Raw genomic sequence first — 23,257 nt, 5'->3', positions numbered from 1 at the left:
CGTGACAGATACAAGTTCCACCAGTTTGGGTGAGGCTGTTGCCCGTGCCGCGCCCGCGCCCATAGCTTCGAGAATCCGTGGCCTATCCGATCGTTCCATGGCTTGGCTCTTCATTACCCCGGCCATTGCGTTGCTGTTGGCCGTCAACATCTTCCCGCTCATATGGGCAATCTACCTTTCCTTTACGAACTTTCGGGCGAACCGGCCCAATGCTGCACTCGAGAATGTTGGCCTTAGCAATTATAGCCGGGTGCTGAACGATCCGAACACCTGGCAGGCTATGCAGACAACCGCACATTTTGTCTTCTGGACGATTCTGCTGCAGACGCTTATCGGATTTTCTCTCGCTTATCTGATTGATAGGAAATTCCGCGGTCACGCATTCTGGACGACCATCATCCTTGTTCCGATGATGCTGTCGCCAGCCGTCGTCGGCAATTTCTGGCGATTTCTTTATCAGCCGCAGATTGGCCTTTTCAATCACATCGTGTCTTTCCTGACTGGAATTCCGCCGTCCTCATTCGAAATGCTGGGTTCGGTTCGGCTTTCACCCTGGGCGATTATCATCGTAGATACCTGGATGTGGACGCCCTATGTCATGCTGATCTGCCTGGCCGGTCTGCGTTCGATTCCCGACTATATCTATGAGGCCGCTGAGGTGGATCGCGCTTCGCTCTGGCGCCAATTCTGGTCGATCACGTTGCCGATGGCGCTGCCTTTCATCATGTTGGCGATACTTTTCCGTGGCATCGAAAACTTCAAGATGTTTGACATGGTAACTCTTCTGACGGGCGGGGGCCCGGGTTCAACAACCGAAGTCGCCTCGATCACGCTGAAACGCGAGGCATTTGAAAGCTGGCGGACCGGCCGCGCTTCCGCCTTCGCCATTATTCTGTTCGTCGCGGTGTTCGGTCTTGCCAACATCTACGTGAAAGCCCTCAACAAGGTGAAACAGCGATGAGCTCTGTCAGCACTGCCCACTCTGTCGTCGAGCCGAGCCGGACATCAAAACGCATCGCTGCGTCCATCGTCATCATCTATGCTGTGATCACGATGATCCCGCTGCTATGGATCGTTCTGACGAGCTTCAAGTCTCCGCCGGACTCCATTAGCTACCCGCCGAAAATCGTATTCCAGCCAACCCTTGAAGGTTATTGCAACCTATTCACAACCCGCACACGGCAAACTCCGGACTATATCGCTTCGCTAGGCGAACCTACGAGTACCTGCGATGAGATTACGCGCAGTCGCAACATGGTCATCGCCGGGGCTTCAAACTACTGGCCGCGCTTCCAAAACTCGCTGGTGATCGCCTTTGGTTCGACGTTCCTCGCGGTTTCCCTTGGAACGTTTGCAGCTTACGGTTTTTCGCGTTTCAAAATTCCGCTGGCCGAGGACCTCTTGTTCTTTATTCTCTCGACGAGAATGATGCCGCCCATTGCCGTCGCAATCCCTATTTATCTGATGTATCGGCAGCTTGGCCTGTCTGACACGGCGCTTGGCATGATCCTGCTTTACACGGCTGTAAACGTCTCGCTGGCCGTCTGGCTCCTGAAGGGTTTCATCGACGAAATTCCGCGCGAATACGAAGAGGCAGCCATGATCGACGGCTACACGCGCATGCAGGCGTTTTTCAAGGTCGTCCTGCCGCAGGCGACCACGGGCATCGCCGCAACGGCCATCTTCTGCCTCATCTTTGCCTGGAATGAATACGCCTTCGCGGTGCTCTTGACATCCGGAGCAGCCCAGACTGCTCCGCCGTTCATTCCGACCATTATCGGTGAGGGCGGGCAGGACTGGCCGGCAGTCGCTGCCGGTACGACGATCTTTGTCGTACCGATCCTGGTGTTCACCATCCTCCTGCGCAAGCAGCTGTTGCGCGGTATCACTTTTGGAGCTGTACGCAAATGACGGTACAAAGACCGGCTCCCGCAAAGCCCAAGCGACCGTTTTTTATCAGACGCGGTCCCATGGAAAACATTGCGACTGGCCTGATCGGCCTTGGATTCCTGATGCTGTTCCAGCCCTTCCTCCTGATCTTCTACACTTGGTCGCTTGTTACGCTGCTGGCCGGAACGATCATGTTCATCATCGTTTCAAAGTTCCCGGAGTAGGCGATGGCAGAGATCAGAATAGAAAAACTTCGCAAGCAATTCGGCGCCTTCAGCGCCGTGGAAAATTCGAGCTTCGTTGTGCATGACGGCGAATTCCTCGCGCTGCTTGGCCCGTCGGGCTGCGGCAAGACAACAACGCTGCGGATGATCGCGGGACTTGAACTGCCCACCGACGGCAAGATATTTCTTGGCGGTGAAGACGTCACCTTCAACCGGGCGAGGGAGCGGGATATCGCGTTTGTATTTCAGCTCTTTGCGCTTTATCCGCACATGAATGTACGTAAGAACATCGGGTTTCCATTGCTTGCCCAAGGTGTTGCCAAAGCAGAGATCCGCGCACGCGTCGAGGAAACGGCGAAGCTCCTGCAGATAGACCATATTCTGGACAGATCGGTGTCGGGGCTTGCGGGCGGCGATCGTCAGCGGGTGGCGCTCGGAAGGGCAATCGTCCGGCGTCCCAAGTGCTTTCTTATGGATGAGCCCCTAGGCACGCTGGATGCGGAATTTCGCGATCTGATGGTTCGCGAGCTGCGCGAACTGCACAACAGGATCCGTGCCACTACGGTCTATGTGACACACGACCAGTTGGAGGCAATGGCGATGGCCGATAAGATCGCAGTGATGAACCATGGGGTAATCGAACAATTCGGCACGCCCCAGGAAATCTACAACCGCCCGGCAACCATGTATGTGGCTGATTTTATCGGTTCGCCGCCAATGAACTTCCTGCGGTTTACGGCAGGCCTGCAAAAGGGCACGCGATCCGTCGTGGTCGATGGCGTTGAAATTTCCATGCCTGAAATCCACCAGGATCTGGCAGAAGGCGAACTTGCGCTTGGCGTGCGGCCTGAAGATATAAGCTTCAACGATGCTTCGCCCTTGCGCGGTGCAGTTTTTGGCAGCGAGTATCATGGGACTAACCAGATCGTCGCGGTGGAGATGGGCAAGGGACTTGTCAAGGCCCGGGTGCCGGCCGACCAGAACTTCCGTATCGGCGAAACTGTCGGGCTTGAACTCAATCGCGAGAAACTGTCCCTTTTTGACTGCACCTCGGGCAGGTCAGTTGCGTCATCCCGCTTTGTGGAGCATCGTCATGGCTGAAGTCATCCTGCAAGGGATCAACAAAAATTTCGGTGAAACCCCTGCCGTTTCCGATCTGGATCTGGTGATCGCCGACGGGGAATGCGTGGTGCTTCTAGGACCCACCGGAGCCGGCAAGACCACTACCCTGCGCCTGATTGCCGGGTTGGAGCGCCCCGATCATGGCCGCATTCTCATCGGCGGATACGATGTGGCGAAGGAAGCGCCGGCGGGCCGAGATGTCGCATTCGTCTTTCAGCAATATTCGCTTTATCCGCACCTGTCGGTCTACGACAACCTAGCCTTTCCCCTGCGGTCGCCGGCACGCCGTCTCGACAAGAATGAAATCGACCGGCGGGTGCGGGAGGTCGCACGGATGGTGCGCATCGACCACAAGCTTGACAACCGCTCGACCCGTCTTTCTGGAGGTGAAATGCAGCGGGTCGCCATCGGCCGGGCGCTTGTACGCCGCCCTGCAATCTATCTCATGGACGAGCCGCTTTCCTCGTTGGACGCCAAGCTTCGCGCCGATCTCAGGCTGGAACTCAAACGTATCCAGAAAGAACTCGGTTCAACGCTTCTTTACGTGACACATGATCAGATCGAAGCCATGACAATGGCCGATCGCATCGGCATTCTCACTGAGGGGCGACTGGCACAAATTGGAACGCCACGAGAGATCTACAGCAATCCGGCCAATGTTCATGTCGCTGCACGTCTTGGTCAGCCGCACATCAACCTTTTTCCGGCTAACCTTCTTCCGGACAGCAAGATCCCGGCAGGTACACAAACAATCGGGGCGCGGACCGAACATCTGGACATCACGCTAGGCGGACATGTCAATGCACACGTCGCTTGGGTGGAGCATCTCGGAGACCAGAATCACCTGCATATACGGCTCGGCGACTGCAAGCTGACCACCTTGGCCAATCCACGTCTGCCAGTAAAGCCGGGAGATCCGATTGGCCTAGCGCTCAGGAATCCTCTTTATTTCGGTGCGGATGGAAACAGGGTGGTTTGAGGGATTACCGCGATCCGAATGGTTTGTTCAACACGTGTAGAAGACGAAAGACTGGAAAATGCCCATGAAACATTTTTTCAACCGCAGGGAGAACATTGTCACCGAGGCCCTCGATGGTCTTTTGCTGACCAGTCGTCCGGGAATGCTGGCGCGACTGGACAGCTATCCGGATATCAAGGTCATTCTGCGGGCGGACTGGGATAAATCCAAGGTCGCCGTCATATCAGGCGGAGGTGCGGGGCACGAGCCCTCCCACGCCGGGTTTGTCGGAAGGGGCATGCTGACGGCCGCCATATCGGGCGAGATTTTTGCCTCTCCCAGCGTTGATGCGGTGCTTACAGCGATCCGTGCAGTCACGGGGCCGAAAGGTTGCCTGCTCGTCGTCAAGAATTACACCGGAGACCGGCTGAACTTCGGACTTGCCGCTGAAAGAGCGCGGGCAGAAGGATTCAAGGTGGAAATGGTGATCGTCGCCGATGATATCGCCCTTCCCGATCTTCCTCAGCCGCGCGGTGTCGCGGGGACGCTCTTCATTCACAAGATCGCAGGTTTTCTCGCCGAACGTGGCGATAGTGTTGAAGATGTAGCTGCATCTGCTGCCGCAGCGGCCGGCGAGATTGTCTCGTTGGGTGTCTCGCTGTCAACATGCTCGATCCCGGGCCAGGTTCAGGAACAACGTCTCGGCGCTGACGAGGGCGAACTTGGCCTTGGTATTCACGGCGAGCCAGGCGTCGAGCGCTTCGAGCTGCAGGAGGCCGGAAAAATAGTAAGGATCATGGCGGAGCGGCTCGCGGCAGCTCTGCCTGGGGCGGGCGATTATGCGTTGCTAATCAACAATCTTGGAGCTGTTCCGCCCCTGGAAATGGGCCTCATTGCCCATGATGTTCTTGCGTCTTCACTTGCGGATCGCGTGAGACTGGTGATCGGGCCCTCGCCAATGATGACAGCGCTCAACATGAACGGATTTTCGTTGTCGCTCATCAAGCTCGATGCAGAACGTGAGACGGCGCTTGCCCACCCCGTCGACCTTCGGGCGTGGACTCCGCCAGTGCCACGACATGGCCTGAATGTACTTCCCGTGCCCGAAGCTCCGATTGGGAACTCCATCGCGGTAGCGAGCCACGATCCGTTGACCGAAGAATTGGTGACCGGGATATGTCAACACCTGATATCGCTCGAAACGGAGCTCAATCATCTGGATGCCCGCGCTGGAGATGGCGATACGGGATCGACGGTCGCAGCCGGGGCACAAAGTGTACTTGCCAAGGTAAAGTCGTTGCCGCTCGCTGACACCGCCGAAACATTGGCAGCGATCGGCAGAATTTTGGCCACCAGTATGGGTGGATCAAGCGGCGTTCTGCTCTCAATTTTTTTTACGGCAGCCGCCAAGGAGATGACGGAGACGGGCACTCTACCGACCGCTTTGCTTGCAGGTCTCGACCGCATGACTTTCTACGGCGGCGCCAGGCCGGGTGACAGAACCATGGTCGACGCCCTTGATCCGGCATTGCGAGCCTTCGCGGCAAGGGGGCTCTCCGACGCTGCCCGATCGGCTCGTGCGGGCGCCAACGCCACCATGGAAATGACCAGGGCAAATGCTGGCCGCGCATCATATGTAGGAGCAAGAGATCTCGCCGGTGTAGCCGACCCGGGAGCTGTGGCCACCGCTGCTGCTTTCGAGACTGCGGCAAAGCTGATCGACGGTAGAGTCGGTGCAGACTGATCGCGCGCTGATCCTTGGGCTGATTGAAGCGTGCCACGACGCCATCACGATCCATGCTGATGATCTGTGTGAGCTCGATCGGGCCATCGGCGACGGAGATCACGGAACGAACATGCGGCGCGGCTGCGAGGCGGTATATCTTGATCGTGAAAGGCTTTGCTGCCTGGCGTTGCCACAGGCAATCGAGCTGATTGGCGTGGCGCTTGTCATGAGTGTTGGCGGCGCGGCTGGGCCCTTGTACGGGACCTTGCTGATAGAGCTGGGGCGGCGGCTCAGCATATTGGAGAATGAGGGCGATTTCGCTCTGATCTTCGGCGAAGCAATCGAAGCAGTGGCCAGGCGCGGACGCGCCGGTGCAGGTGACAAAACATTGCTTGACGTTCTTTACCCCATTCAGGCTGAAATCATGCGGCGATCGACCCTGATCAACATAGCCAAAAGGGCAGTTTTGTCTGCTGAACTGACGGCCGATATGAAAGCAATGCGCGGACGTGCTTCGTTTCTTGGGGATCGTTCCGTTGGCCATATCGATCCGGGCGCATCAAGCTGCGCTCATCTGACAACGGCCATCTGCCGCTACTTGGAGGAGTACCGTCCGGCATGAAGGGCAAGTTTACAAATGTGGGTATCGTGATTGTGTCGCACTCGCCACTGGTTGCGAAGGGCACTGCCGACATGGTGCGGCAGATGGTTGGCGACCGCGTGCCGCTTTCATGGTGCGGAGGCAATCCAGAGGGTGGTCTCGGAACCAATGCAGCTGGAATTCTTGCCGCCATAGAGGCAGCGTGGTCCGATCATGGGGTTGCCGTGTTCGTTGATCTCGGAGGCGCGGAGACCAACAGCGAAATGGCAATTGAAATGCTGGGCGAACCCCGTTCCCGGCTAGTTGCCATCTGCAATTCACCCTTGGTCGAGGGTGCAGTCATTGCTGCGGCCGAGGCGTCAGGTGGGGCTCCGCTCGCCAAGGTTGTGGCTACAGCCGAGGAACTCTCACCCTCATGAGCGACAAACGGGATGCGAGGATAAGTCAGGTCGATCGCGCCATGGCGCAGCGGCAGACGGAAATCGAAGTCGTACACGGTACTGGGTTGCATGCCCGTCCATCCGTCATCTTCACGCGTCTTGCCAAATCTTTTCCCTGCACCATAGAAATAGAAGTGAACGGAAACAGCATCTGGCTGAATGGCAAGAGCATTGTGAAAGTTATGGGAGCCAATATCCGGAAAGGTTCCGTTCTGAAGATTCGAGCCGACGGAATTGGTGCGGCAGAAGCCGTCGCGGCGTTGAAGCAACTGGTCGAACACAATTTCGACGAGGGCAAAGTCGAAGGCCGAAATGCCTAGCGTGCCTGCCCCTACAGGATTGGAGTTTAGCGTAGCCCACTGCTCGCCGCCTGGTGGAGAATTGGCATGACACGGGAAGTCACTGAAGATCCCGTCGTGGCCTACAAAACTATTCTGGCTCAGATCATCGACAATCGCCCCTCAGGTACCCGACAGCGCCTTGCTGTGGCGCTGGGCAAACACCGCAGTTTTGTTACCCAGATTACAAGCCCAACTTATTCCACACCATTGCCTGCCCGCCATCTGGCGACGATTTTTAGAGTTTGTCACTTTAGTCCAACCGAGCAGGAAGAGTTTGTGGCGGCCTATGATGCCGCGCATCCGGGAAAATTGCCCGAGTCCGGCGGTTCCGACGGACTGAGATCGCTGTCCCTAATAGTTCCGGACCTTGGAGACGAAAAGAAAAATCGACTGATGGATGAAGCGATCACAGATTTTGTCCAAAAGATCGCAACACTTTTAGGAAATTCAGACTAGGGCAGGGGCCAAGTTTGATAGGGGCGAAATGCCAGAAATAGACGAGGACAGGAGGGAAGGTCTTGTACTCTGTTCAAGCTCCAACGTTGGAGCACTCTCAACATGCGGACGATATTGCCTACACATGGGCAGCATCGTCTTTGATCCTTGCAACCCGGCAGACGCTCTCTACAATTCGACGAGATCGTTAGTCATGATCCTGGTATCATCTCAGAATGGCTTGGTCATGACCGCTCGCGCGATGCTTGAACAATTCGATGCCGGTGGAGGGGCATGATGAAGAAATTCATGAACAAGGCCGAGTCCATGGTTGCCGAAAGCCTCGAAGGTTTCGTTCTGGCCCACGATCGTCTGGTTATGTTCGGCTCGGCCCGTAAGTTCGTCAGGCGGCGGCATCTTACGCCGGGAAAAGTTGCGGTCATATCGGGCGGAGGAGCGGGTCATGAGCCAATGCATGTTGGCTTCGTGGGACCAGGCATGCTGGATGCGGCCTGTACCGGTCATATCTTTACCTCTCCGACGCCTTACCAGATTATTGCCGCCGTCGAAGAGACGGACACGGGAGCGGGATGTTTGCTGATCGTGAAGAATTATGACGGGGACTTGATGAACTTCGAAATGGCTGCGGAGGCGGTGACGGGGCGGCATCGTACCGAAACAGTCGTTGTAAGCGACGAAATCGCGGTGCAAGGCGCGGGGCGAAGCTCCGGCAGGAGGGGCGTCGCCGGTACTCTCGTCGTGGAGAAGATTCTCGGTGCGGCTGCTGAGGCTGGTATGGACTTGGTTGGATTGAAGGCACTTGGTGACCGTTTGAACAAGCGGATTCGCACGATGGGCGTGGCGCTTGGTGGCGTTACCGTTCCTGACACTGCCCGGTCCACCTTTGTGCTGAATCCGGACGAGATGGAAGTCGGAGTCGGGATACACGGCGAACCGGGGCATTCCAGGCAGAAACTGGTCGATGCCAACACTATCGCTCGCATGATCTGCGATAACATTCTTGCGGACATAGAGCTGCAGAACTCCGACCGTGCGTTGATTATGGTAAACGGATTCGGAGGTACGCCGACGCCAGAACTCTATCTCATTTACAATATTGTCCGTCGGCTGTTTGAAGCCAGAGGCATCAGCGTAGCGAGATCACTGGTGGGAACTTACGTGACCTCGCTCGATATGGCCGGTCTCTCCGTGACGTTGTCAATGTTTGACGAGAAAGGGCTGCGTTTTTGGGACGATCCTATTTCGACAGCCGTGTTGCAGTGGGGTTGCGCGAAGCACTGAGCACTGCATTGGAGTTTGTGCGACCTTTACCAGCAGGCTCTTGTCCTAAGTGCTACGCGCTGAATTGATCGTGCCTGCCATGACGCGTCTTTTGAGAAAATTGCCATGGCGGAGGCGCACCCTCGCTCGCTGCCAGGGACAGCTCGCTAAACCAAAGAACGTTGCCTATTCGGCTGCTTCCGCATCTCAAGAGGCTCCTGCGGCAGTTTCCTGGCAACCTTCAACTTTGAAAAGAAAGTGGCTGCGGTCTGGTTCATGCGGCCGCTTGCCATCCATCGCGAATGTGGCGGTAGCCTTCCCGATAGACCGCTTCCGGCGTCTCGGAAAAATCGCGCCAGACTTTTGTCGCGGCGGCAAGCTCCTTGAGCGCCCGACCGAAGGCCTCGATCGTCAGCCAGCCGTCATAGCCGCTTGCGCGCAGCGCTTGGAATGTTTCCGCCCAGGGAATGTTGCCACGTCCTGGCACGCCGCGGTCGTTCTCCGAGATATGGACATGAACGATACGGTCGCTATTTCGCATGAAGGCGCCGATGGGGTCGGCCTCCTCGATATTGCTATGAAAGGTGTCGTACATGGCGCGGATATTCGGATGTCCCACAGCATCGATGTGAGCCGCGAGTGCGTCCATCGTGTTGAACAGGTAACATTCGAAGCGGTTCAACGCCTCAAGTCCGATCGTGACACCGTGTTTTGCCGCATAATCACCAATGGTACGTTGCGAGGAGACCGAGCGCTTGAGTTCCGCGGGGCTCGGCCCGCTTCCGGAGAATTGGCCGAGCGTCGAATGCAGCGGTCCGCTCAGCGTCGTGGCGCCTAGCGCATTGCTGCAGTCAATTGCCCATTTCATGTAGTCGATCCCGCGTCTGCGTGACGCTACGTCGGGCGCTATCAGGTTCATCGAGGGGTCGCCCATCGCAGAAACGGCGGTGCGTTCCAGGCCGATTAAGTCTAGAAGGGACGCCAGTTTGCGATAGTCATCGCTTGTGCCCGAAAAGACTGGAATCTCGACACCGTCAAATCCGGTGGCCTTGATGTCGCGCAACAATGCCTCATGCTTGGAGCTGACATTCGTCGTCCACAGGAACATGCACATTCCGACCTTCATGATTTCACCCCTAGAACGCGCCGACCCAGTATTCTGATTTGCCCTGAACTGGTAATACCAAATCGACGAGCTGGTCAATCCAATTCGCAGAGACTTTTCTCTAGCCTCTTGGACAAAGATCAACAACACAGGCGTCAATTCACGGTGCAACTGACCGCATTGCCATTTCTCTCCCCATCTTGCCGCGGGTTAGAAATTGCGCTAGAGCTTCAAATAACCACCAATTGGCCAAACCAGATTTCCAGAGCGAGGCGGAGCTGGCCAATGACGAATTCACTATTGGCCGACCGCTGGCGGTCGAGCGAGTTGCAACAGTCTGGGAGGACCCATGCATCTTTCGACACATAACTGGATGCGGGCAGAACCGCTCGCCGTTACGTTAAAACGCATAAAGAAGTATGGCTACGAGAGCATCGAGATATCCGGAGAGCCGGCACAGTACGACGTCAAGGAGACCCGCGCTCTGCTCAAAGAGTACGGCATCCGTTGCTGGGGCGCCGTCACACTTACGCTTGGCGAACGCAACCTTGCCGCCAAGGACGAGGGCCAGCGCGCAAAGTCAGTGGACTACGTCAAGAGCGTCATCTCGATGGTCAGTGAACTCGATGGTGAGATCGTCACACTCGTGCCGGCAACTGTTGGCAAGGTAGTTCCAGATGGGACGGAGGAAGAAGAGTGGAAGTGGGTGGTTGATGCCACCAAAGAGTGTTTTTCCCATGCCCAAAAGAAGGGCGTGCGCATTGCGGTTGAGCCGCTCAACCGTTTCGAAACCTATTTCTTCAATCGTGCCGCCCAGGCGTTGGCGCTTGCCGATGCCGTCAGCCCCAATTGCGGTGTTTGCCTCGATGCCTTCCACCTTAACATCGAGGAAGATGACATGTATGAGGCGATACGGCTTACTGGGAAACGCCTTTTCGACTTCCATATTGCCGACAACACCCGCTTTGCCGCCGGGCTCGGTCAACTTGATTGGCCGAAAATCATCGCGACGTTGAAGGAGATCGGCTACGACGGCGCGGTGACGAACGAATTTGTCGCACCTGTTGACCGCACGCCGGCAGCGAAATATCCCGACATGGTGGAGCGTAACCCAGTCGACATCCCGCCGGAGCAATTGAAGTTCATTCAGGACCACGGCTCGAGCCTTCTCACCGAGAAGTTCTACGACGATCAGATGCGGATCACTGCCGAGACGATCCTGCCGCTGATCAAGTAATGAACGGAGTGGCACATGCCCGGCGGCCCGCGGGGCGTAAGGGCAGGGGACCCGACACATGCGCATCAAGACCGTAGAAGCCTGGTGGGTGAAGATCCCCATCCAGACGAGCCGCCAGCACCGCAGCGACTTCGGGCGGCTGACGACCTTCGACGCCGCTATCGTGCGTATCGAAACGAACGACGGCATCGTCGGCTGGGGAGAGGGCAAGAATGCCGCCGGCAGTGCAGGCACCTACGGCACGCTGGTGCATATGCTCAATTACGAGGTGGGGCCAAAGATCATCGGCCGTGATCCTGCCGACATCTCCGCCATATGGGAAATGCTTTACAATGGCGTACGCCATGAGATGGCGGCGATCTCGGGTCACGCCATGCCGGAGATCTCACGGCGCGGCCTGTCCGTCGCTGCGATCAGCGCTGTCGACATAGCGTTGTGGGACATTCTCGGCAAGTCGCTTGACGTTCCTATTTGGAAGCTTCTGGGTGGTCGCAAAGCGGACAGGTTACCCGCCTATGCCTCAGGCGGCTGGGAGAGCTCGGAACGGATTGGCGATCAGCTACGGTCCTATATAGCGGCAGGCGGCTTCAAGTCGGTCAAAATGCGCGTCGGCGCGATGGACCATGCGCCGCATGTCTCGGCTTCGCGGGTGCGGGCGGCTCGCGAGGCAATCGGCCCGGACGTTGACCTTATGGTAGATGCACATGGTACTTATACGGTGGCCGAGGCCAAGCGCTTCATCCAGATGGTCGCGGATTGCGACCTCGCCTGGTTTGAGGAACCGGTGATCGCGGACGACAAGCAGGGCATGGCGGAGGTGCGAGCGGCGGGCAACGTGCCGATCGCCGCGGGCGAGAGCGAGGCGACGCGTTTTGCATTCCGGGATCTTGCCATGTTACGGGCCGCCGATATATTCCAGCCCGATCCGGCGTTCTGCGGTGGAATCACAGAGGCCATGCGGATCAGTTCGCTCGCCAGTGCCTTCAACCTTCGGTTCGCGCCACATCTATGGGCCGGTGCGCCATGTTTCTTCTCGGGCCTGCACCTGTGCGCGGCTTCTCCGTCGAGCTTCGTGGTCGAATATTCGTTGGGCGCGAATCCAATGATTCATGATCTTGTCGAGGATACTGTGTCGGTCAAAGACGGTATGATAGAGATTCCCGATAAACCCGGCCTCGGCTTCACGATCAATCAGCGGTTCTTGGAGGCTCACGCACAAAGACAGTGATGATGAAAGAAAATTCCCTCCTCGCGGATCTCGCCGCATATCTGTTTTCAAATTCAAGCGGCAACGGCCGTACCCCTTCCGAGCGGGAGCTTGCGGAGCATTTCGGCGTCAGCCGCGGCCAAATACGCGAGGCGCTGGCGATCCTCGAAGCGATGCGTATCGTCGAGCGCCGCGCCAAGTCAGGGATCTACCTGACGACCACGGAAGTAAGCGTAGACGCCATGGCACTTTTTGCCCGCGCTGGGGTGCCGCTTGATCCGATTCTAATTTACGAGACGGTGGAGCTTCGCAAGATCCACGAGATCAGGGCCGCGGAACTCGCCTGCCTGCGGGCGACCGAGGAGAACTACCAGCGCCTGCGCGAGATACTGACCGCGTCCGAGAAGAGGCTGGCCGCGGGCGAGGGACTGGCGCGCGAGGACCGGGATTTCCATCTGGAGATCGTCCGGGCCACCAAGAATAGCGTCTTTTATCGCGTTTGCAGTGTCTACTACATGATGGGCGAGCAGCGTCTGCCGATTTATTTTAGTGAGAGCGCCCGCAGCCGCCGCTCGCATGAGGAACATATCCGCATTTACGAGGCGCTGCTTGCCCGCGACGGCAATCTCGCCCAGGCACTTATGAACGCGCATCTTCAGGGTGCGGAAAGTTATTGGAAGGGTCTCATCGGCGGGGCGGCGACAGCCGCCGCCTATGCGTGAGCAGCAGAGAGAGCCAATGAGCTTCATCTTTTCCACACATCCGCTGCATTCCGCCGCCGAGGCCATGCTTAAGGCCGCGGGCGAACTGCGCGTCGCCTCTGCCCCCGATGGAGAAACGTTGCTGCGAGAAGGTCACGGCGCCGGCATCGTCATAGTGCGCGCGCCCATCCCACCGGCCTTTTTCCACGATGCACCAGTCCTTCGCGCTGCCATCCGCCATGGCGCCGGACTCGACATGGTGCCGATGGATGCGGCGACCCGCGCCGGCGTGCTTGTCGCCAATGTACCTGCCGTCAATGCCTCGACGGTCGCCGAGCATGTCTTTCTCGTGACACTTGCACTGTTAAGACGCTTCCGCGTGATGGACCGGGAATTGCGGCAGGGGGGCTGGGCCACCGGGCGCAGCCAATCGGACGAGGCTGGGGACCTTGGCGGCCGTACAATCGGCATCGTTGGCATGGGCAATGTCGGCCAGGCGATTTTCCGGATCGCAAAGTTCGGTTTCAATCTGGAGGTGGTCGCCACGAGCAGGCTCGCAGAAGGCGTACCGGATGGTGCGCGTTTCCTGCCATTGGACGATTTGGTCGCGACCGCCGATATTCTTGTGCTCTGCTGTCCACTGACGCCGGAGACAACCGGTCTGCTTAATGACCGTCGCATTGGCCGGATGAAGCGCGACAGCATTCTGGTCAACGTTTCGCGCGGTCCAGTGATCGATGACGCGGCGCTGATCGAGGCACTGCGTGAGGGCCGCATCCGCGGAGCTGCGCTCGACGTTTTCACAACGCAGCCGCTGCCGCTAGGCCATCCGTATTTCAGCTTCGACAATGTTATCATCACTCCGCATATAGCCGGTCTTACGCAAGAGAGCATGATGCGTATGGGAACGGGTGCGGCAAGCGAAGTCGTACGGGTCTTGAAGGGCGAATTGCCCGTCAATTTACGCAATCCGGAAGCAGTCGAACACTATCGCCGCCGCTTTCCTGCTTAGTTTCGGGCGATGACAACAAGTAAAAAAGATGTCGACTTCATCGGACACTGTGACCGCCAATCTCCTTCCCGGTCAGACGGGTCAACTGGCGTGCCTCAGGCTGACGCCGGTCCGGCTGTCGAAGAGAACGACCTTCTCTGGATTCCACGAAAAACGAACCTTCTCCTCGATACGCAGCACCGCCTGCGCCGGTACCGTCGCTCGGATGAACTTCTCGCCTGTGCGCAGCGTGACAATCTTGGCGACGCCGTGATTCTCGACATCATGCACCGTCGCCTTACCAGCACCTCCGCTTTCGAGTTGCAGGTCTTCGGGTCGGATGCCGAAGGTTAGGGGACGTCCATCCGTCACGATTGCGTGACCGTTTGCGAAGGGAAGGCGGTATCCATCATCCGATACTGCTTCGCCGCCGGCAATCGTACCGTCGATCAGGTTCATCGGTGGCGAACCGACCGAGCCGGCGACGAACGTGTTGACCGGGTTGTTGTAGATTTCATGCGGTGTGCCCGTCTGTACGAGATTGCCGTTGTTCAGGACGCCGATCTTGTCGCCCATCGACATGGCCTCGATCTGGTCGTGTGTGACGAACAGGAAGGTGGCACCGAGATTCATCTGCAGGTTTTTCAGCTCGGTGCGCAGCGCCTCGCGCAGTTTCGCGTCTAGCGCGGAAAGTGGTTCGTCCATCAAAAAGACGCGCGGCTTGCGCACGATCGCCCGGCCAATCGAAACGCGCTGCATTTCCCCACCTGACAGCCGGTCCGTCTTGCGATCGAGCAGGTGCTCGATCCGCAACGTTCTTGCAACCCGGTCGACGCGTTCCTTGATCTCGGCGGGTTCAACGCGGCGAATAGGCGATTTCAACGGAAATTCCAGGTTCTCCCGCACAGTATAGCGCGGATAAAGCGAATACTGCTGAAGCACCAAGGCTACGTCGCGCTCGGCGGCGCCCCAGCTCGCGACGTCCCGCCCGTCGATGAATATCTGCCCTGCCGTCGGCTTTTCGAGACCTGCGATCAAGCGAAGTGTCGTCGTCTTGCCAGCGCCGGTCTGGCCGAGCAGCACGAAGAACTCGCCGTCGGCGATGTCGAGATTCATGTTCTGCAGCGCTGTGTGGTCGCCGAAATTCTTGGTAATGCCCTTGAGTTCGATATGCGCCATCAGAGTATGATCCCGAGCGACGAGCCAGTCGCCGTGTTGAAGAAATGCGCTTGAGCGGGGTCGATGCGTGCCCAGACAGACTCGCCCGGACCGGTCACGAACCCGCTCTTGGTACGGGCTCTGATCATCTGGTCGCCAACTCTCAGGTCGACAATATCGTGCGAACCGAGGGGTTCGATAATATGTGCCTTGACCGGCATAAAGCCTTCGCGGGCCTCGCGCGAGATGAGAACGCCCTCTGGCCGTACGCCGAGCGTCAGCTTGCCGCTCTCGGCATTCGCGTCCGAAAGACGGTTGACAAGTGTGGCCGGGAACTCGAAGCCGTTTGCCTCACCGCCGACCTGCACGCTTGCACGGCCTCCTGTCTCGCTGACATCTGCGTCGACCATGTTCATCACCGGGCTTCCAACGAACTGGGCGACAAAGATGTTGGCGGGCCGCGAGTAGACCTCTTCCGGCGTACCCACCTGCTGAAGTATGCCCTCGTGCATGATGACGATGCGATCTGCGAGCGACATGGCCTCCACCTGGTCGTGGGTGACATAAATAGTGGTCGAGCCTTGTTTGGTATGCAGGCGTTTGATTTCCGCCCGCATTTCTTCGCGTAATTTCGCATCAAGCGCGCCTATTGGCTCGTCCATCAGCATAGCTTTCGGACGCCGCACAAGCGCACGGCCGATCGCCACGCGCTGCATATCGCCGCCTGACAAGGCCGAAGGTTTGCGACCCAGCATGCCCGTAATGCGCAGCACGCCGGCGATCTCACGCACGGACCTGTCGACATCATTCCGGCTCATCCGGGTAGCGCGGAGCGGAAAAGCGATATTCTCGTAGACCGTCATGTGCGGATAGAGCGAGAAAGACTGGAACACCATGGCGATGTCCCGGTCGGATGCCTTGATATGTTGCACGGGCTGGCCATCGATCAGGATGTCGCCTTCATCAATGGTCTCGAGCCCGGCAACAGCGCGTAGCGTCGTCGTCTTGCCGCATCCGGATTGACCAAGCAGCACGATAAATTCATTGTCTGCGATAGCAAGATTGAGGTCCTTGATTACCTTGACCGCACCGAAATATTTATGAATTCCACGAAGTTCGATCTGCGTCATGACTCACTGCCTTCGGCTCGTTGCTCCGGCCGCGGAATCTTGGTCGCTACCATGAAGGCGATCAGTCCGATGAGCGTTAAAGTCAGCCCATAGCGATGGAGCAACAGGTTCCAGGGTTGGCACAACGCGATGATGCCGAAGATCATCAGGTACTGCGACCCGGGCTCCAGGTATTTCTGGTTCAGAGCGCGGAAGGTCATTTGCGGATGGCTCCAAAGCTCATGCCGCGCAGGAGATGATTCCTGAGCAGGAAGGTGAAGATGGCGACCGGTAGCAGGAAGAGGAAGGTGCCAGCGGCAATCACCGTCCAGTCCGGTAGGCCGGAGCCGACCTGGCTCGGAATGAAAGGCGGGGCAGTCTGCGCCCGTCGGTTCGTCATGATCAGCGCGAAAGCATATTCGTTCCAAGCCGTGATGAAGCAAAAGACTGCCGTGGCGGCAATGCCGGTGGCCGCTTCCGGGATGACAATCTTGAAGAAGGCTTGCATGCGCGTGTAACCGTCAACGAGGGCCGCCTCCTCGTATTCCTTAGGAATCTCGTCGATGAAGCCCTTCATCAACCAGACTGAGAAGGAAAGGTTGAAGGCGGTGTAGAGGATGATGAGGCCCCAATGGGTATCGTTTAAGCCGACGGCGCGATACATGAGGAACATCGGGATTGCCACAACGACGGGCGGCAGCATGCGCGTCGATAGGATGAAGAAGAGAAGGTCGGCTTCGCCTTTTACCTTGAAACGCGAGAAGCCGTAAGCCGTAAAGGTTCCCATGCCAACGGCCAGTACAGTGGACGTGATGGCGACGATCAGCGAATTCATGAAACGGCTCGGGTAGCCAGACGGCTGCACCTCACCGCGGCCGGAACGGACAATCTTCTCACCGCCGTCGAATACCATGCGCTCCCACCAGGGCGCGGCGGAATATTCTTCTGGCGTTGGCGCTGTGCGCAGTTGCGAACGCTTGGTGAAGAGCTTCACGAAGGGCGAGATTTCCGGCTGGAAGAGCACGGTTGGCGGAATGGTGGTGGCGAGATTGCGCGGCTTGAAGGCCGTCGAAGTGATCCAGTAGATCGGCGCCAGGAAAATGAGCGTGATGACCAGCACGGCGGTAATCGCGACGCGGTTCAGCGCACGTTCGGAGCGGGTTTGGACGGCAGCCATCTCAGCGCTCCTTCACCTTGTTAAGGTACTTGACGTAGATATTGGTTATGGCGAGCACCATGATGAGGACGATGTAGGCGAGTGCGCACGAGCGCCCCGTTTGCCATTCCTGGAACGCCATCTTGTAGAGCCGGATCGAGATCACTTCCGTCGTCGGTTGGCTCGTCAGAATGTAGGCGAGATCGAAGGTCTTGAAGGCTTCCATAGTGCGAAAGATGATGGCGATCATCAGGATCGGCGCCACAAGCGGCAGTGTGATGCGGAAGAAGGTGTAGAATGGCCCCGCCCGGTCGATCGCAGCTGCCTCGTAAAGATGCTTTGGCACGGCCGAAAGGCCCGCGAGCGATAGCAGCATTACGAATGGCGACCACATCCAGATGTCCGTGATTGCAACAGCATAGAGCGCCATGTCCGGATTGGACAGCCACTCGAATGAACCCAGTCCGAGCGCATAGTTGATGATGCCGAAAGAGGGATCATAGAGCAGTTTCCAAAAGAGGCCGACGACCGCCATGGAAAGCATCATCGGCAGCAGCAGCAATGTCGTCAGTAGGCCCTTGAGTGGTATGTCGCGGTTGAGCAGCATCGCCGTGCCAAAACCGACGATCACCTGGCCGCTCACCGAGATGATCACGTATTTGGCCGTAATGGCGAAATTCGCCCAAATGAAGGGATCGTTCAGCAGCTCTCGATAATTGCGCAAGCCGACGAAATTGGCTGGCGCGTTGGAGGATGCGCGGAAATCGGTAAAGGAATAGCCGAGAGAGTAGATCAGCGGAAAGATGTTGAAGACAATCAAGAACAGGATCGTCGGGATAATGAATAGATTGCGGATCCGGATGTCGCTCATGCCGCGGGATGCAGCAGGCGATTTCGTGTCGAGCGATGTCATGACTGCGGTAGCCAATACTCTCCTCCTTCGAGAGTTCGGCGCCGGATGCCAGAATGAGCATCACGATGCGCGAAGTTAATGTCGGGCGCCGTGCCCGCTCGAACCGCACTTTTCAGCGCGGGCATGCAGAATAAAGGGAGGGAGCAGGGCCCCCTCCACAGGAACCCACGTGTTATTTGTTGCGTCCGTACTTCGCGAACGTCGCATTCCAGTCTGCTGCCAGCGCGTCGAGCGCGTCCTTCGCAGTGCCTTGTCCGGCGGTAACGAAGGGATAGATGCGCTGGTTCATCTGTATCAGCAGTTCGGCATATTCAGGCGTCGCCCAGAAGTCCTTCACCTTGAACATTGTCTCGTAGAAGGCCTTGTTATAGGGTGTAGCGTTCTGGAATTCGGGCGATTCAAGCACCTTTGCGCTTGCCGTGTAGCCCCCGAGTTCAGCCCAGCGCTTCTGTGTCTCGTCCTTGATAAACCATTCGAGGAATTTCATGGCCTCTTCCTGGTTGTCCGAGTAGGAAACGACCGAGATGCCCTGACCGCCAAGCGCCGCGAATTGATCGCCGTTTGGACCTGCCGGATTGGCAAAAAAGCCGGTGACCTTGGCGTTAGGGTTGGATGCCTCATTCACCAGGGCCGGGAAGAAAGCGAAGTAGTTCATGCTCATCGCCGCCAGGTTTTCGGTGATCGCCTGGTTGTTTTCGACGAAGAAGGTCTTGGCCCAGCCCGGAGGCGTAAAGCCGTAGAGCTCTCGATACATTTCGAGCGCCTTGACGTTCTTCTCCGAATTGACGATGCCGTCAACCTTGTAGCTCTGATAGTCACCGAGCTCGCCTCCATAAGAGAATATCGCGTTCTCGACACCCATTACGAGACCGTCATAGGAGTTGTCGGTATAGATCGCGATACCGTACCGCTTTTCGTCAGGGCGGTGAAAGAATTCGGCAATGTCGCGCATTTCCGCCCAAGTCTTGGGCGGGGCCAGATCATAGCCGTACTTCGCCTTGAAGGCCTGCATCTCCTTTGGGTCTTCGAACCAGTCCTTGCGATAGGACCAGCCGACAGCATCGCCTTCAGCCGGAATCGACCAGTACTTTCCCGAGTTTGATGGGTATTCGGAGTAATATTTCACCGTTGCAGGCGCCATGACTTCTGTCAGCTTATGCTTGTTGAAGAAGTCGGTTAGATCGACGTAATGTCCGGATTCTGACGCTGCACCGATCCACTGGCTGTCGCCAACCACCATGTCGTAGGCTGAACCCTTGGAGTTGAACTCAGTAAAGGCCTTGGTCTGGAAGTCGGCCCACGGCGTGGTCTCCACCGTAACCTTCACACCGGTCTGAGCCTCGTATTCGTTTACGAGCTCCTGGAGATAGTTTGCCGGATCCCACTCGGCCCAGAAGATTGTCAGTTCCTGGGCTTGTGCAGACGTTCCGCAGGCCCACATCAATCCGACACCGGCCAGAAGACCGGTTATAGTTTTGCGCATAACGTTTCCTCCCATTTATGCACGTTTCCCGCTTTGTTGCGGGCCTCCCGATCTGATTTCCTCATGGGTTCCGTTGTGCGCCGGGTCCTCCCGACCTTTGCGCCATTTAAGATCTCAAGTCGGATGCCAGTTCGTTAATCTGGTATTACCAAATGACAATGTCGTCAAGAGCGACTTCTGACGAAGCTTGCGCCAGAACTGTTCTTTAAAGTGACCGATGTAGCGGACAATAGCGGATATATCTGCGCATTTCCTGTCGCACAGGCTGTTGAGCCCTGGCCGATCCGCACAACGGATCCAACGCGCATCAATCAAACTGGTCCAACCACACATTGCTAAATCGCATTGAATTGTAAATTTCATCCCTGGCCTCCCGCCTCGCGGACCGCCGCTTGGACGAGCGCATTGGCGGCCCAAACGGCAACCGAATGCGCCCGATCGGATGACAGGCCCCAGATATCCTTCAGCACGATCAGCACCTCCACGCCGAACACAAGGGAGAGCGCCTGTGCGAGCCGCTCCCGGGCCTCAGGCGGCACGGTTCCCTGCAAAGGCGCAGTAGCGCACCTCAGGAGATCAATACGGTGGCCACGCGTGAACAGCGGCTCGTTGCCGAGCGTGCCAGCTTGGCGCTGTGCCCATTGGTCCAGCGATAGTTTTAACGCCGCTTTGAATGTGGCTTCGAACTCGTCGATACGCGGCATCGCCGTCGCTAGCAGATCGGTGACGCGGGTACGTGCATCCGGACTGTCGGACGACCAGTCGAGTATTGGACCCAAAGCCTCGTCCACAACCGCATGCACGAGCGCCGCTTGGCTGGGAAAATAGCGGTAGGCCGTTGCGCGCGACACTTCGGCAGCCTCGGCGACTTCGCTTATCGAGGGCGTGATGCCCGATTGCATAAGCCGGGTGGCGGTGTCGAGCATCAGTTTTCGCGTGCGGGCGCGTGGGCCTCGCTCGGCGGTTCTGGCGGTTTCGTTCGGTTGACGTGAGACTTCCATATCTTTATGATACTCGCGTCTCATAAATTTGCAAGAGCTTCCCAAGTTCTGTGGATGGAGACAGGGCGGTGATGACTCGCCTCGTCGCGGAGGAGAAATGAAGCACATCTACGTGGTTGGTACGGCTGACACGAAGGGCGAAGAGCTGGCTTACCTGGTTTCCTGCATCGAGACGGCGGGAGGCACTGTGCTAAGTGTTGACGTTGGCACGCGCCCGCCCGGGACGTCCTTTGATGTGAATGCCGAGACAGTTGCGGCTTACCATCCGCATGGCGCTGCTGCGGTCCTTGCGTGCGATGATCGGGGCAGGGCGGTAGAAGCGATGGGTGTTGCGTTTTCCCGTTTTATCGTCGAGCGCCAAGACATCGCTGCAGTCATCGGTATCGGTGGCGGCGGGGGCACTTCGATCATCACCGCGGGGATGCGCCAATTGGCGCTCGGTCTGCCAAAGATCATGGTCTCCACGCTCGCGTCGGGAGATGTCGCTCCCTATGTGGACATTTCCGATATTATCATGATGCCGTCCGTAACTGACATGGCGGGCCTGAACCGGCTCAGCCGGGTCATTCTGCACAATGCGGCCCAGGCGATTGCGGCAATGGCCAGCCAAGCTGCGAAAATGACAGCGTCGAAACCAGCACTAGGCCTCACCATGTTCGGGGTAACGACATTTGCCGTAACCGCAATGGTCGAGCGCCTCAGAGCCGATCACGATTGCCTCGTCTTTCACGCCACCGGCACGGGAGGGCGCACACTGGAGAAGCTTGCCGATAGCGGATTCCTCTCGGGCGTACTCGACATTACGACTACCGAGGTTTGTGACCTGCTTCTGGGGGGTGTCCTGCCTGCCACAACAGACCGTTTCGGCGCGATAGCCCGCACCGGCTTGCCTTATGTAGGCTCTCTGGGTGCCCTCGACATGGTGAATTTCTGGGCTCCTGAGACGGTGCCCGCACAATATGCCGGGCGGCTGTTCTACCGACACAACCCGAACGTCACACTTATGCGCACGACGTCCGTAGAATGTGAGCAGATCGGGCGCTGGATCGGAGAAAGGCTCAATCTCTGCCAGGGTCCTGTGCGCATCCTCATCCCCGAAAAAGGGGTCTCGGCCCTCGACATCGAAGGTAATGTATTCTTCGACCCGCAAGCCGACGCCGTTCTTTTTAACGCGATTGAGGAGACCGTGAAGCCGACTCCGGCGCGACGCGTCATCCGCATACCGATGCATATCAATGACCCGCAATTCGCAGAGGCCGCCGTAGCAGCCTACCGCGAAATCGCCAACCCCTGAGAGTCAAGAGAAACGATGCCAGCCATACCTCGCAAAATCATCCTCGAAAAATTTCACGGCATGATCGCAGCCGGCGTGCCAATTGTCGGCGGCGGCGCTGGCACGGGCCTCTCCGCCAAGGCCGAGGAGGCAGGTGGCATTGACCTCATCATCATCTACAATTCGGGACGCTACCGCATGGCAGGCCGTGGCTCGGCAGCCGGCCTGCTGGCTTATGGCAATGCCAATGAGATCGTCAAGGACATGGCGCTCGAGGTGCTGCCTGTTGTGAAGAAGACGCCGGTGCTTGCCGGTGTAAATGGCACGGATCCCTTTATTCTAATGCCGCTCTTCCTCGCAGAATTGAAGGCGATGGGTTTTTCCGGTGTGCAAAACTTCCCCACAATCGGCCTCTTTGACGGCCAGATGCGCCAGAGTTTCGAGGAGACGGGGATGGGCTATGCACTGGAGGTCGAGCTGATTGCGGCGGCCCATGCGCTCGACCTGCTGACAACGCCTTACGTCTTCAACCCGAGCGAGGCGATCGACATGACGGTTGCCGGTGCCGACATCGTTGTGGCGCATATGGGGGTGACGACAGGTGGTACGATCGGCGCAATCTCCGGCAAATCGCTTGACGACTGCGTCGATGAGATCACAGCGATTTCCAAGGCAGCGCGCTCCGTACGCAGCGACGTTATCGTGCTCTGCCACGGCGGACCGATCTCTACGCCGCACGATGCGCGCTACATCCTCGAACGTTGCCCTGATTGCAACGGCTTCTATGGCGCAAGCTCGATGGAGCGCCTGCCGGCCGAGGCAGCGATCCGCAAGCAGACGGAAGATTTCAAGGCGCTCGCCATCGGCGCGATCGTCTGACAAAAGACACTGGAGGAGAGCGTTTC

General features: G+C 57.7%; 26 protein-coding genes. 17 read left to right on the top strand and 9 right to left on the bottom strand.

Features of this window, described 5'->3' with window-relative positions; all coding sequences use genetic code 11:
• Position 1 precedes the first annotated feature (1 nt).
• The 11 genes from CU100_RS20680 to CU100_RS20630 all read left to right on the top strand — a co-directional run bounded on the left by CU100_RS20680 (position 2) and on the right by CU100_RS20630 (position 9,039).
• The gene (locus tag CU100_RS20680; RefSeq protein WP_170113912.1) at positions 2-961 is read left to right on the top strand and encodes a carbohydrate ABC transporter permease; all 960 of its coding nucleotides are present in this window, start codon (positions 2-4) and stop codon (positions 959-961) included.
• Positions 958-1,911, top strand: a complete 954-nt coding sequence (locus CU100_RS20675; protein ID WP_106718467.1) for a carbohydrate ABC transporter permease — start codon at positions 958-960, stop codon at positions 1,909-1,911. Before CU100_RS20680 ends, CU100_RS20675 begins: the two co-directional genes overlap by 4 nt.
• A complete protein-coding gene (locus tag CU100_RS20670) occupies positions 1,908-2,114 on the top strand; it encodes a hypothetical protein (protein WP_106718466.1) in 207 nt (68 codons plus the stop codon). The genes CU100_RS20675 and CU100_RS20670 overlap by 4 nt, the downstream gene beginning before the upstream one ends.
• 3 nt (positions 2,115-2,117) lie before the next feature.
• Positions 2,118-3,215, top strand: a complete 1,098-nt coding sequence (locus CU100_RS20665) for an ABC transporter ATP-binding protein (RefSeq protein WP_106718465.1) — start codon at positions 2,118-2,120, stop codon at positions 3,213-3,215.
• Positions 3,208-4,215, top strand: a complete 1,008-nt coding sequence (locus tag CU100_RS20660) for an ABC transporter ATP-binding protein (RefSeq protein ID WP_106718464.1) — start codon at positions 3,208-3,210, stop codon at positions 4,213-4,215. The genes CU100_RS20665 and CU100_RS20660 overlap by 8 nt, the downstream gene beginning before the upstream one ends.
• A 64-nt stretch (positions 4,216-4,279) precedes the next feature.
• Positions 4,280-5,938, top strand: coding sequence for a dihydroxyacetone kinase subunit DhaK (locus CU100_RS20655; protein ID WP_106718463.1), 1,659 nt, complete (start codon positions 4,280-4,282; stop codon positions 5,936-5,938).
• Positions 5,928-6,542 (top strand): dihydroxyacetone kinase subunit DhaL, encoded by a 615-nt coding sequence (gene dhaL / locus CU100_RS20650; protein ID WP_106718462.1) that lies wholly within the window; start codon positions 5,928-5,930, stop codon positions 6,540-6,542. Before CU100_RS20655 ends, dhaL begins: the two co-directional genes overlap by 11 nt.
• Entirely contained in the window at positions 6,539-6,940 is a 402-nt protein-coding gene (gene dhaM, locus CU100_RS20645; protein WP_106718461.1) for a dihydroxyacetone kinase phosphoryl donor subunit DhaM, read from the top strand. The genes dhaL and dhaM overlap by 4 nt, the downstream gene beginning before the upstream one ends.
• Positions 6,937-7,281: an HPr family phosphocarrier protein gene (locus tag CU100_RS20640; protein ID WP_106718460.1), complete on the top strand. Its 345-nt coding sequence runs from the start codon at positions 6,937-6,939 to the stop codon at positions 7,279-7,281. Before dhaM ends, CU100_RS20640 begins: the two co-directional genes overlap by 4 nt.
• Before the next feature lie 66 nt (positions 7,282-7,347).
• On the top strand, positions 7,348-7,758 hold the full coding sequence (locus CU100_RS20635; protein ID WP_106718459.1) for a hypothetical protein: 411 nt from the start codon (positions 7,348-7,350) through the stop codon (positions 7,756-7,758).
• A gap of 276 nt (positions 7,759-8,034) precedes the next feature.
• Complete coding sequence (locus tag CU100_RS20630) at positions 8,035-9,039, top strand: dihydroxyacetone kinase subunit DhaK (RefSeq protein ID WP_106718458.1); 1,005 nt, start codon at positions 8,035-8,037, stop codon at positions 9,037-9,039.
• Between the two features lie 253 nt (positions 9,040-9,292).
• On the opposite strand, the gene CU100_RS20625 is transcribed toward CU100_RS20630, so the two are convergent.
• The gene (locus CU100_RS20625; protein WP_106718457.1) at positions 9,293-10,144 is read right to left on the bottom strand and encodes a sugar phosphate isomerase/epimerase family protein; all 852 of its coding nucleotides are present in this window, start codon (positions 10,142-10,144) and stop codon (positions 9,293-9,295) included.
• Between the two features lie 328 nt (positions 10,145-10,472).
• Between CU100_RS20625 and CU100_RS20620 the strand changes: the two genes are divergently transcribed.
• Genes CU100_RS20620 through CU100_RS20605 form a run of 4 tightly spaced genes read left to right on the top strand, consistent with a single transcriptional unit; the run spans position 10,473 to position 14,280 of the window.
• On the top strand, positions 10,473-11,360 hold the full coding sequence (locus CU100_RS20620; protein ID WP_106718456.1) for a sugar phosphate isomerase/epimerase family protein: 888 nt from the start codon (positions 10,473-10,475) through the stop codon (positions 11,358-11,360).
• 58 nt (positions 11,361-11,418) lie between these two features.
• Positions 11,419-12,588, top strand: coding sequence for a mandelate racemase/muconate lactonizing enzyme family protein (locus CU100_RS20615; protein WP_106718455.1), 1,170 nt, complete (start codon positions 11,419-11,421; stop codon positions 12,586-12,588).
• A 2-nt stretch (positions 12,589-12,590) separates the two neighbouring features.
• Complete coding sequence (locus CU100_RS20610) at positions 12,591-13,289, top strand: FadR/GntR family transcriptional regulator (protein ID WP_106718680.1); 699 nt, start codon at positions 12,591-12,593, stop codon at positions 13,287-13,289.
• Positions 13,290-13,305: 16 nt separating this feature from the next.
• On the top strand, positions 13,306-14,280 hold the full coding sequence (locus CU100_RS20605; protein ID WP_106718454.1) for an NAD(P)-dependent oxidoreductase: 975 nt from the start codon (positions 13,306-13,308) through the stop codon (positions 14,278-14,280).
• 81 nt (positions 14,281-14,361) lie between these two features.
• Here CU100_RS20605 and CU100_RS20600 read toward each other — a convergent pair whose 3' ends face one another.
• The 8 genes from CU100_RS20600 to CU100_RS20570 all read right to left on the bottom strand — a co-directional run bounded on the left by CU100_RS20600 (position 14,362) and on the right by CU100_RS20570 (position 21,079).
• Positions 14,362-15,438, bottom strand: a complete 1,077-nt coding sequence (locus tag CU100_RS20600; protein ID WP_106718453.1) for an ABC transporter ATP-binding protein — start codon at positions 15,436-15,438, stop codon at positions 14,362-14,364.
• Positions 15,438-16,547, bottom strand: a complete 1,110-nt coding sequence (locus CU100_RS20595) for an ABC transporter ATP-binding protein (RefSeq protein WP_106718452.1) — start codon at positions 16,545-16,547, stop codon at positions 15,438-15,440. The genes CU100_RS20600 and CU100_RS20595 overlap by 1 nt, the downstream gene beginning before the upstream one ends.
• Complete coding sequence (locus CU100_RS20590) at positions 16,544-16,747, bottom strand: hypothetical protein (protein ID WP_106718451.1); 204 nt, start codon at positions 16,745-16,747, stop codon at positions 16,544-16,546. The genes CU100_RS20595 and CU100_RS20590 overlap by 4 nt, the downstream gene beginning before the upstream one ends.
• The gene (locus CU100_RS20585; protein ID WP_106718450.1) at positions 16,744-17,703 is read right to left on the bottom strand and encodes a carbohydrate ABC transporter permease; all 960 of its coding nucleotides are present in this window, start codon (positions 17,701-17,703) and stop codon (positions 16,744-16,746) included. Before CU100_RS20585 ends, CU100_RS20590 begins: the two co-directional genes overlap by 4 nt.
• A 1-nt stretch (position 17,704) precedes the next feature.
• Positions 17,705-18,610 carry a carbohydrate ABC transporter permease gene (locus tag CU100_RS20580; protein ID WP_106718449.1) on the bottom strand — a complete coding sequence of 302 codons (906 nt, stop codon included), beginning with the start codon at positions 18,608-18,610 and terminating at the stop codon, positions 17,705-17,707.
• 157 nt (positions 18,611-18,767) lie between these two features.
• Entirely contained in the window at positions 18,768-20,078 is a 1,311-nt protein-coding gene (locus tag CU100_RS20575; protein WP_106718448.1) for an ABC transporter substrate-binding protein, read from the bottom strand.
• A gap of 114 nt (positions 20,079-20,192) precedes the next feature.
• On the bottom strand, positions 20,193-20,441 hold the full coding sequence (locus CU100_RS26630; protein ID WP_146141883.1) for a hypothetical protein: 249 nt from the start codon (positions 20,439-20,441) through the stop codon (positions 20,193-20,195).
• Positions 20,438-21,079: a TetR/AcrR family transcriptional regulator gene (locus CU100_RS20570; protein ID WP_170113910.1), complete on the bottom strand. Its 642-nt coding sequence runs from the start codon at positions 21,077-21,079 to the stop codon at positions 20,438-20,440. Before CU100_RS20570 ends, CU100_RS26630 begins: the two co-directional genes overlap by 4 nt.
• A 97-nt stretch (positions 21,080-21,176) precedes the next feature.
• Between CU100_RS20570 and CU100_RS20565 the strand changes: the two genes are divergently transcribed.
• Both CU100_RS20565 and CU100_RS20560 read left to right on the top strand, forming a co-directional pair.
• Entirely contained in the window at positions 21,177-22,373 is a 1,197-nt protein-coding gene (locus CU100_RS20565) for a Tm-1-like ATP-binding domain-containing protein (protein WP_106718446.1), read from the top strand.
• 15 nt (positions 22,374-22,388) lie between these two features.
• The gene (locus CU100_RS20560) at positions 22,389-23,231 is read left to right on the top strand and encodes a phosphoenolpyruvate hydrolase family protein (RefSeq protein ID WP_106718445.1); all 843 of its coding nucleotides are present in this window, start codon (positions 22,389-22,391) and stop codon (positions 23,229-23,231) included.
• Positions 23,232-23,257: the final 26 nt, after the last annotated feature.

This window comes from Phyllobacterium endophyticum, assembly GCF_003010935.1.
Taxonomy (GTDB): domain Bacteria; phylum Pseudomonadota; class Alphaproteobacteria; order Rhizobiales; family Rhizobiaceae; genus Phyllobacterium; species Phyllobacterium endophyticum.
The sequence above is the reverse complement of the archived record's forward strand: the minus strand, read 5'-3'. Positions and strand labels throughout refer to the sequence as shown.

Bases quoted from the DNA above. Each gene is read 5' to 3' on its own strand.
- CU100_RS20675 (WP_106718467.1), top strand. From the start codon at position 958: ATGAGCTCTGTCAGCACTGCCCACTCTGTCGTCGAGCCGAGCCGGACA.
- CU100_RS20670 (WP_106718466.1), top strand. From the start codon at position 1,908: ATGACGGTACAAAGACCGGCTCCCGCAAAGCCCAAGCGACCGTTTTTT.
- CU100_RS20665 (WP_106718465.1), top strand. From the start codon at position 2,118: ATGGCAGAGATCAGAATAGAAAAACTTCGCAAGCAATTCGGCGCCTTC.
- CU100_RS20660 (WP_106718464.1), top strand. From the start codon at position 3,208: ATGGCTGAAGTCATCCTGCAAGGGATCAACAAAAATTTCGGTGAAACC.
- CU100_RS20655 (WP_106718463.1), top strand. From the start codon at position 4,280: ATGAAACATTTTTTCAACCGCAGGGAGAACATTGTCACCGAGGCCCTC.
- dhaM (WP_106718461.1), top strand. From the start codon at position 6,539: ATGAAGGGCAAGTTTACAAATGTGGGTATCGTGATTGTGTCGCACTCG.
- CU100_RS20640 (WP_106718460.1), top strand. From the start codon at position 6,937: ATGAGCGACAAACGGGATGCGAGGATAAGTCAGGTCGATCGCGCCATG.
- CU100_RS20635 (WP_106718459.1), top strand. From the start codon at position 7,348: ATGACACGGGAAGTCACTGAAGATCCCGTCGTGGCCTACAAAACTATT.
- CU100_RS20630 (WP_106718458.1), top strand. From the start codon at position 8,035: ATGAAGAAATTCATGAACAAGGCCGAGTCCATGGTTGCCGAAAGCCTC.
- CU100_RS20625 (WP_106718457.1), bottom strand. From the start codon at position 10,144: ATGAAGGTCGGAATGTGCATGTTCCTGTGGACGACGAATGTCAGCTCC.
- CU100_RS20620 (WP_106718456.1), top strand. From the start codon at position 10,473: ATGCATCTTTCGACACATAACTGGATGCGGGCAGAACCGCTCGCCGTT.
- CU100_RS20615 (WP_106718455.1), top strand. From the start codon at position 11,419: ATGCGCATCAAGACCGTAGAAGCCTGGTGGGTGAAGATCCCCATCCAG.
- CU100_RS20610 (WP_106718680.1), top strand. From the start codon at position 12,591: ATGAAAGAAAATTCCCTCCTCGCGGATCTCGCCGCATATCTGTTTTCA.
- CU100_RS20605 (WP_106718454.1), top strand. From the start codon at position 13,306: ATGAGCTTCATCTTTTCCACACATCCGCTGCATTCCGCCGCCGAGGCC.
- CU100_RS20600 (WP_106718453.1), bottom strand. From the start codon at position 15,438: ATGGCGCATATCGAACTCAAGGGCATTACCAAGAATTTCGGCGACCAC.
- CU100_RS20595 (WP_106718452.1), bottom strand. From the start codon at position 16,547: ATGACGCAGATCGAACTTCGTGGAATTCATAAATATTTCGGTGCGGTC.
- CU100_RS20590 (WP_106718451.1), bottom strand. From the start codon at position 16,747: ATGACCTTCCGCGCTCTGAACCAGAAATACCTGGAGCCCGGGTCGCAG.
- CU100_RS20585 (WP_106718450.1), bottom strand. From the start codon at position 17,703: ATGGCTGCCGTCCAAACCCGCTCCGAACGTGCGCTGAACCGCGTCGCG.
- CU100_RS20575 (WP_106718448.1), bottom strand. From the start codon at position 20,078: ATGCGCAAAACTATAACCGGTCTTCTGGCCGGTGTCGGATTGATGTGG.
- CU100_RS26630 (WP_146141883.1), bottom strand. From the start codon at position 20,441: ATGAAATTTACAATTCAATGCGATTTAGCAATGTGTGGTTGGACCAGT.
- CU100_RS20570 (WP_170113910.1), bottom strand. From the start codon at position 21,079: ATGGAAGTCTCACGTCAACCGAACGAAACCGCCAGAACCGCCGAGCGA.
- CU100_RS20565 (WP_106718446.1), top strand. From the start codon at position 21,177: ATGAAGCACATCTACGTGGTTGGTACGGCTGACACGAAGGGCGAAGAG.
- CU100_RS20560 (WP_106718445.1), top strand. From the start codon at position 22,389: ATGCCAGCCATACCTCGCAAAATCATCCTCGAAAAATTTCACGGCATG.